A 7,939-nucleotide genomic window follows, 5' to 3' on the forward strand; every position below is an offset into this window, starting at 1 on the left:
TTGTTTAAAGTCAGTTATTAAGCGATAAATCAACTTTGCTCACAAGAACAACTACGATCTTACATAGTTCTTAGTAGCAGAAAACTTATCTGATAAACAGAATATATCAAGCCTCTTAACAGAGGGAGCGAAAGATAATATAAATAAGAGGGCTTGAGTTTTAAGTGTCGGCAGATACCTATCTTAGGAAAAAATAGCTTTATTACCACAATTTAAGTTCTCTGTATCTTGGGACTTTAGCTTTGATCATTTCTAAAACCACCATATTAAAAGTTTTTCATGGCTGTAAATTTTAAAAAGTAGTAAATTGCAAGAGACATGTAAGTTAAGATTGAACGTTTAGATATAGCACAATAGTGTGATAAATATCACAATTATGAAAAGAGAACGTTGTTTGAATAAAGATTGAAAATTATAAAAAATCTATAAATTCAAATAGTTAATTGTAAAATAAAAGTTAAAAAATTCAATAAATATCATGAAATCAAATATTTGCAAAAATATTGAACTTTTTGGAAATAACAAAAAATAAATAAAAAAACAGTTTAAAAAATAAATAAAAGTGGTATATTGAACATGCTTGAGGTGATATCTCAGGTGTGTATTTATAAATATATAATTTTGGGATTATAAGATTATGAAAAAGTCATTATTAGCTTTAGCAGTTGCAGCCATGGCTGCTTCTTCAGTAGCATCAGCTGCCACCGTTTATGAGAAAGACGGTGATACCTTAGCCGTATATGGTCGTGTACAGGGTGTTATGTACAATGGCAACTACGCAGATTTAAACCACTACGACGATATTTCTTTACAGGCTTCAGGCCGTTTAGGCTTTGATATGCGCACTCAGTTAACTCAGGGTGTTGCTGGCTTTGCCAAGATGGAGTGGGATGTTGCTGACGGCACCAGAGGCACTGATGGCGGTGAGTGGGGCGTTCGTTACGCCTGGATCGGTGCTGACTTTGGTCAGTATGGTCAGATCAAGGGTGGCCGTTTTGAAGATGCTACCAAGTATGTTCTTGGCCCAACCGATATTTATGACGACTGGGGCTGCGTTGGTCAGAATGGTGACGGTGACAAGCGTAACGGTATCATTATGTACTCATGGAACGGTTATGGTGTAGACGTATTAGCTTCATTCCAGACTGCTGCTGACGCTCACGAGTTCCGTCACTACGGCAATGCCGACATTGATATGGCTGGCGCTTTAGCTGTTGGCTATAAGAGCGCTCCAGTTCTGTTCGGCCCAATTGCTGTTAAGGCAGGCTTTGGTATCACCAAGACTCAGGTTGATGAGCCAACCAATACAGATGCTCTTAAGAATGTAAATGATTATGCTTTCTCAGCTTCATGGGGCGATTTAGCTCAGGGTCTTTATGTTGCAGCTTTATACAACCACCGTACCTATGAGTTTGATGTAGCTAACTCAGAAGATTGGGATATCGACGGTGTTGAGTTCGCTGTAGCATACGGCTTTGCCAACGGTGTTTCTGTAAGAACTGGCTATGAGTACAAGAACGTAGATAAGGGCGCTGTTGAGGCTGAGGCCCACGTTGTACCTGTATACGTAAACTACCAGATCAATCCACGTTTCAACGTATGGACTGAGGCCCGCTTTGATGTTGGTACTGATGACGGTACCGGTGCTGATGCATCATACAAGGCAGTTGCCGGTGAAGGTCTGTTAAAGCCAGCCTTCTCAGTTGGTGCCCGTTACACCTTCTAATTTGATTTAACAATCAGATTTAATAAAAAGGCAGGAAATTCCTGCCTTTTTACTTCTATAAAAAATATATTTAATTTTTACTCAAAGTATTATAAATCAACCATTCAAACTTAATTAAACTCTCCTTACTGCCAATACTTCAAACTACTTTTCTTCCTTCTTATCTTAAAAATTCATGAATTAAACGAAGAGCAATCCTGTATATCTGCTTCATTATTACTTCTTGTGGCTTATAACTATACTATTTATATTGATAAAGTAATTATACTAATATTTCTTGTCATTCATTTTAAATTTCTGATTCTATTCTTATAAATATGCATAAATACGTCATTTATATATCGAGTTGCGAAAAGATCTTGCATTATCTTAATAACTTGCTATATTAAATGAGTTAGCTATAGCTTACTAAAGGATTAATATATTATGAAAAAGACATTAATTGCTCTGTCCATAGCTTCAATGGCTGTATCTTCAATTGCTACAGCTGCAAGCGTATATAGTAAAGATGGTTACAACCTTGATATTTATGGTCGTGTACAGGGTGTAGTATACTCATCAAATGCTGCTGAGTTAAACTCTTACAATGATACCTCTCTTCAGGCCTCAGGCCGTTTAGGATTTGATATGCGCACTCAACTTACTCAGGGAATTGCCGGTTTTGCAAATATGGAGTGGGATGTTGCTGACGGAACTATGGGCGATGGTGGCGAATGGGGCGTACGCTATGCCTGGATAGGAGCCGATTTTGGCCAGTATGGCCAGATTAAGGGTGGCCGTTTTGAAGATGCCCTAAAACCAGCTCTTGCTGCTACTGATATTTTTGATGACTGGGGTGCTATTGCACAGATCTCTGATAGTGATATCCGTGACGGCATGATTATGTACACCTGGTCAGGCTCTGGCTTTGATGTAAATGTTTCTTATCAGACAGCTCAGGATAATCAGGTAGTAAAAGGTCTGTATCTTGGCTCATACAACAGCAATACAGGATCATTTGAAAACCTTGAGATCAATGGCTCTGACAGATATGAAACTGTAGATATTGACCATGGTTATGCTGCATCCGTAGGCTATACCTCAGCTCCTGTGCTATTTGGTCCTATAGCAGTTACAGCAGGTTATTCTTTCATACAGACACAGGCTAAAGAGGTTTCATTTCTAGCTAAAAACGGTGTAGATTTAGATAAAGTGCATTCATATGCTTTCTCTGCATCATGGGGTGATCTGGCAAATGGTCCATATGTGGCTGCTTTATATAATGAGCGCAACTTTTCTGCCGTAGCAGGAGATGTTGAGGATGTAAAAGCTTCAGGTTTTGAGACAGTTGCTGCCTATGCCTTTAGTAATGGCATAACTTTAGCAACTGGCTTTAATCACTTAAAGTTTGATGATGGCACCACAACTGTAAAGGCACAGACCATACCTGTTTACGCCAACTATCAGATAAATCCACGCTTTAATGTATGGGGTGAAGCTCGTTTTGATGCCGGCACTGATGATAACGTCAAGAGCGCAAAGAGCTTTTATGCACTAACCGGTGCAGATTTTGAAGAGAGCGTATTCTCATTAGGTGCACGTTACACTTTCTAAATTGAGTAACTTGTAAAGATCTTAAAAAGGGGCAGTATTTAAAACACTGTCCCTTTTGCATATTACATATCTACATCAGGCTATTTTGCCCTATGTTTATACAGTAACGAGAGAATTTAACTTACCTATAATCATGTCAGAGCTGACAGGGCCAAAATATCTGCTGTCATATGAGTCTTTATGTCTGTTGGCAAGTATATATTCCTTGCCGTGCAGGATCCTGTCTATACTGTAGTGCTCAAGGGTACGCCCCTTACTGTCAGTGTCTGCAGGTTTTGAATAGTCTACAATTTTGTTATTAACATGGATGCCATCTGCATCAATACGCACATTATCTCCCTCTATGGCAACTATACGCTTGCCCACAGGAGCTGTGCCATCTGAGCATCTGCCAAATCCGATGTAGCCACGCTCAAAGGCAATTTTGGCATGAGATCTGTTAAGACAGACTAAAGCTATGTCATTTATCTTCAAAGACTGCGCTCTTGCTGTATCCTCATTATGGTAGATGCCATAGGGCAGGGAGCTGCTGGTATTAAGATAAAGATCTTCATGTGCCATACATAAACTAGCAAGCAGCGGCATGGCGGCAATAGCTGTCATGGCAGTAAGTCTTGGGCAGACTCTTTTGCTTTCTTTAGTGCTTTTCATGGTAATCAACCGCAAAAATTTCGAAAATATTCTTGTGAAATCCTTTATTTATAGATCTGCTCTTATCAGCATTATTGTCACAGCAGATAGCGCATTTTGATAAATCCTTATAAAGTCTGCTGTTTAAAGGATTGCTGTTGGCGCAGCGTCTGCCTGCCTTATATGCTTTGCTGTTAGTTATAAAATTGTCATTAAAAAAATAGTTACCCATAACATACACTCTAATTTGTAAAGTGGTGCTATTTTAGAACCACTATTTAAAAAAGTGTTTCACATAGTGAAAAATTGAGCGCAAAATTTAAAAAAGTGGGGTTAATACCTTGATTTTATGGGATTTAAAAAATAAAAAGGTCTGATAAAATCAGACCTCAAACACAAAAGGTTAATAGTTTTATATAAAAATATTATTTGACCAGAGATAAAGCATCATCATCGGCAACAACTACAACATCTTTGTGCAGCTGCAGAATTGAAGCTGGAACTTCTGGAGTAATAGGGCCAAAGAATGACTTGTAGATAGCCTCGGCCTTGTCTTTACCTGAGGCAATAAGTAAAACCTTTTTAGCCTGCATAATAGCATTGATACCCATGGTATAGGCCTGACGAGGAACATCATCAATGCTTGCAAAGAATCTCTTGTTGGCATCAATTGTGCTCTGAGTCAGATCAACGCAGTGTGTTTCCTTGATAAAGGAGGTATCTGGCTCATTAAATCCAATATGGCCGTTACGGCCAATGCCTAAAAGCTGAATGTCAGTACCGCCAAGATCGGCAATTACCTTTTCATAGCGTTTGCACTCGGCATCTGCATCTGTATTCTTGCCATTTGGAATATTGATGTTTTCAGATTTGATATTGATGTGCTTAAAGAGGTTTTCCTGCATGAAGTATACATAGCTCTGATCGCTCTCTATACCTAAGCCTCTGTATTCATCAAGATTTACAGTTTTTACCTCTGAAAAGTCAAGATCACCTTTGTTGTACCACTCAATAAGTTGCTTGTAGGTACCAATAGGGCTTGAACCTGTAGCCAGACCTAATACACAGTCAGGCTTTAAAATGACCTGGGCTGAAATAATGTTGGCTGCCTTGCGGCTTAAGTCCTGATAATCTTTTGCTCTGTAAATACGCATATTTATCTCCTGTGATTCTATTTTATATAAAACTATAAGTTCAAAGCCATTGCTGTCTTTTGCTTGGTGACAATGGCCTTTTTGCCCAAAATCTTAATAACCTCTGCAAAGAGCAGATCTACTATGTAAAACACTGCAAGCTTTGAATTGATTGAACCTGACTCGATGATTGACTCTCTTACAGCATAAAGTAGCACCAGATTGGCCAGATCATGTAGCGGCGAGCCACCCTGTGAAGTGATGGCAACAACTGTAGATCTGTTATGCAGAGCAGTGTTTACAGCATAAATAATTTCTTTTGTGGTACCTGAGTTTGAAAAGGCAATAACCAGATCATCAGGTTTTATCAAAGTAGACTGTATCTGTATGGCATGACTGTCGGTTATGGCTCTTGCATCAATACCTATACGGGCAAATTTATAAGCGCTGTCCTCAGCTGCAAAGCCTGAGTTGCCAATACCTATAAAAAAGATGCGCCTTGCTGTGCTTATATTTCTGGCAACAGCATTTACAGCCTCAAGATCAAGATCTTTTAAAGTCTGCTTTAGAGTTGAAATATTTATCTGCAAAAGTTTCATGGATGTGTCAGCGCATGACTCATCATTTGAAATAATAGAATCGATGAAGGTACCCTGATTGTCATCTGAGCCAAGCTCCTTGGCCAGAGCTATTTTAAAGGATCTTAAAGTATCAAAACCAAATTTTCTGGCAAAACGCGTAACAGTGGCATGTGAAACATCGCAGCTTCTGGCAATTTCTGAAATAGCAGCCGAACATGCATTTAGACCATTCTTTTTAATGTAATCAAGTACTCTGTGATCTGATTTTGATAGCTTTAGATTGGGGGAATTTAATTTCTCAACAATACTCATTATCAAGCCTATAGTCACATATTTTCATCATTTGCAAATATAATGACATTTTAATTCATAAATGAATAAAAAATTGTGATTTAGTTTCATTTTTTTTAAAGTGAATGGACTAAAAATGTAGAATATGGTGAAAAAATATCAGGAAAATTAACAAAAAATTAAAATTTTTTTCTAAATTAAGTGTAACAAAAGTATTAATCTTTCATATAACGTACTTTATAAATCTTATGATAGTAATTAAGCGCTGCCAGTATGCAAAAGACTGTACCTGCAATACAGATCAGCACAGAAATGAAAAAGGCGTAGGATATTGAGTATGAAAGCTCATACAGATAGGTGGTAGTGCCTGGCTGTGACTTTATAAAGAAATAGAGTATGCCAGTAATAAAAGCCATGGAAAAGGCCATACCCAGATTGCGTGACAGAGCTAAAAGGGCATTGACATTGGCAAGCTGTGACTTATCTACAAGCGACATACAGATATGGGTGTTTGGGGCTGAGAAAATACCAAAGCCAAAACCGCAGATAATCTGTGCTGCCATAATCATGCTCATAGAGGCATTACTCTGCAAAAGACTTAGCATATAAAGGCCAATGGCCAGAATGACCATTCCAAGTATGGTCATCAGATTTTTATTTATATACTGACTTATCTTGCCAGAGCATACAGAGGTAATCATCATAACGGCAGGCTGCGCAATAAGAATAATGCCAGCCTGCGTGGCTGAATAGCCCTCAATAAGCTCCAAATGCAAAGCCAGTAGAAAGCTTATGGCAAAGCTTGAGGTATAGTTTAAAAGCGAGGCTATAAGCTGATAGTTTAAAGATGAATTGCTAAAGAGTACTGTAAGTGGAAAGAGCTGATGCTTTGATTTTAGCTCAAGGGCAATATAGATAATAAGCAGCACGAGACCCGCCACAATGGCAAAGGCATAGCGTGTATCGTACAGAATATTTGAAAGTCCTACTAAAAATACAAGACCTGCAATAAAGGACAGAGCAATCTTGGTAAGTGACAGATAATTTGATATAGGTGTGTCAGGTTTTACTTTTCTTACAAGATACAGACTTACAATCTGACCTAGAGCTGTAAGATAAAAGATAGCTCTCCAGCCTAAGGTGTCAGTGATGATTCCGCCTATAAGAGGGGAGACAGACAATCCTGCATAAACTGATCCTGTTGCTATACCAATGGCAAAGGCTCTTTTTTCCTTTTGCAGGTTATAGACTAAAAGAGCCATGGCAGTACAGAAAATAAGAGCAAAGATAATGCCTTGCATGGCGCGTGCCACCACAATGGCACTAAATACAGGGCACAGTGGAATGACAATGGATGAGACTGTGGCTAAAAATGCGCCTATGACATAGATTCTGTGCAGACCAAAGCGATTGGCAAGTGCTGAAGCTCCAATTAAAAAGGGAGCTGTTGTTATCATAAAGGCATTTATCATCCAGGTGACGCTCTGCGGCGGCACTGCATAATCTTCTGCTATATATGGTACGGCAATATTTATGGAGCTGCCCATAAAGGCATTGAAGAACATGGTCAGGCAGACTGCAATGAGCAGGGCAATGCTGTTATCTTTTTCCATAAATACTCCTTAAAAGACTTTTATGCCTTTGTGATAGAATACTTTTTTTAAAGGTCTCTTGCAATTGAGCAAAAGACATATGATTCAACTTTGCGCAAAAAAGGATTAAATATGCGTTATCTGGTAATGTCTGATATTCACGGTGGTGCCCACGAGGTTGAAAAGATTCTATCTTATAAAGAGCAACACAGATGCTCTGTTATTATTCTTTTGGGCGATCTGTTAAATCACGGTCCGCGCAACAGACTGCCAGAGAGCTACAATCCTCAGGATACAGCCGATCTGCTAAATGCCCATGCCTCACGTATTATTTCAGTAAGAGGCAACTGCGACAGTGAGGTTGATTCCATGATGTTTACCTTCCCATGCAAT

The 7,939-nt window shown here is 38.8% G+C and carries 8 protein-coding genes (1 of these 8 cut by a window edge); 3 read left to right on the top strand and 5 right to left on the bottom strand.

Annotated features, from left to right (window positions below; all coding sequences use genetic code 11):
• The first annotated feature begins 637 nt into the window (after positions 1-637).
• Both DRZ93_RS00950 and DRZ93_RS00955 read left to right on the top strand, forming a co-directional pair.
• Complete coding sequence (locus DRZ93_RS00950) at positions 638-1,726, top strand: porin (protein WP_113745541.1); 1,089 nt, start codon at positions 638-640, stop codon at positions 1,724-1,726.
• Between the two features lie 426 nt (positions 1,727-2,152).
• Positions 2,153-3,319, top strand: a complete 1,167-nt coding sequence (locus DRZ93_RS00955) for a porin (protein WP_113745542.1) — start codon at positions 2,153-2,155, stop codon at positions 3,317-3,319.
• A 96-nt stretch (positions 3,320-3,415) separates the two neighbouring features.
• Here the strand turns inward: DRZ93_RS00955 and traF are convergent, their stop codons facing one another.
• The 5 genes from traF to DRZ93_RS00980 form a co-directional block, all read right to left on the bottom strand.
• Positions 3,416-3,970 carry a conjugative transfer signal peptidase TraF gene (gene traF, locus DRZ93_RS00960; protein ID WP_113745543.1) on the bottom strand — a complete coding sequence of 185 codons (555 nt, stop codon included), beginning with the start codon at positions 3,968-3,970 and terminating at the stop codon, positions 3,416-3,418.
• Positions 3,957-4,181 (bottom strand): hypothetical protein, encoded by a 225-nt coding sequence (locus DRZ93_RS00965; protein ID WP_113744294.1) that lies wholly within the window; start codon positions 4,179-4,181, stop codon positions 3,957-3,959. Before DRZ93_RS00965 ends, traF begins: the two co-directional genes overlap by 14 nt.
• A 193-nt stretch (positions 4,182-4,374) precedes the next feature.
• Positions 4,375-5,103 carry a glucosamine-6-phosphate deaminase gene (gene nagB / locus DRZ93_RS00970; RefSeq protein WP_113744295.1) on the bottom strand — a complete coding sequence of 243 codons (729 nt, stop codon included), beginning with the start codon at positions 5,101-5,103 and terminating at the stop codon, positions 4,375-4,377.
• A 32-nt stretch (positions 5,104-5,135) separates the two neighbouring features.
• Positions 5,136-5,975 carry a MurR/RpiR family transcriptional regulator gene (locus tag DRZ93_RS00975; protein ID WP_113744296.1) on the bottom strand — a complete coding sequence of 280 codons (840 nt, stop codon included), beginning with the start codon at positions 5,973-5,975 and terminating at the stop codon, positions 5,136-5,138.
• Between the two features lie 194 nt (positions 5,976-6,169).
• On the bottom strand, positions 6,170-7,567 hold the full coding sequence (locus DRZ93_RS00980) for an MFS transporter (protein ID WP_113745544.1): 1,398 nt from the start codon (positions 7,565-7,567) through the stop codon (positions 6,170-6,172).
• Between the two features lie 111 nt (positions 7,568-7,678).
• Between DRZ93_RS00980 and yfcE the strand changes: the two genes are divergently transcribed.
• A protein-coding gene (yfcE, locus tag DRZ93_RS00985; RefSeq protein ID WP_113745545.1) for a phosphodiesterase crosses the window boundary here: on the top strand, positions 7,679-7,939 show its beginning. 315 nt of this gene lie beyond the right edge of the window; the window shows 261 of its 576 coding nt (coding positions 1-261); its start codon is at positions 7,679-7,681; the stop codon falls past the right edge of the window.

The organism is Anaerobiospirillum thomasii (assembly GCF_900445255.1).
GTDB classification, from domain to species: Bacteria; Pseudomonadota; Gammaproteobacteria; order Enterobacterales; family Succinivibrionaceae; genus Anaerobiospirillum_A; species Anaerobiospirillum_A thomasii.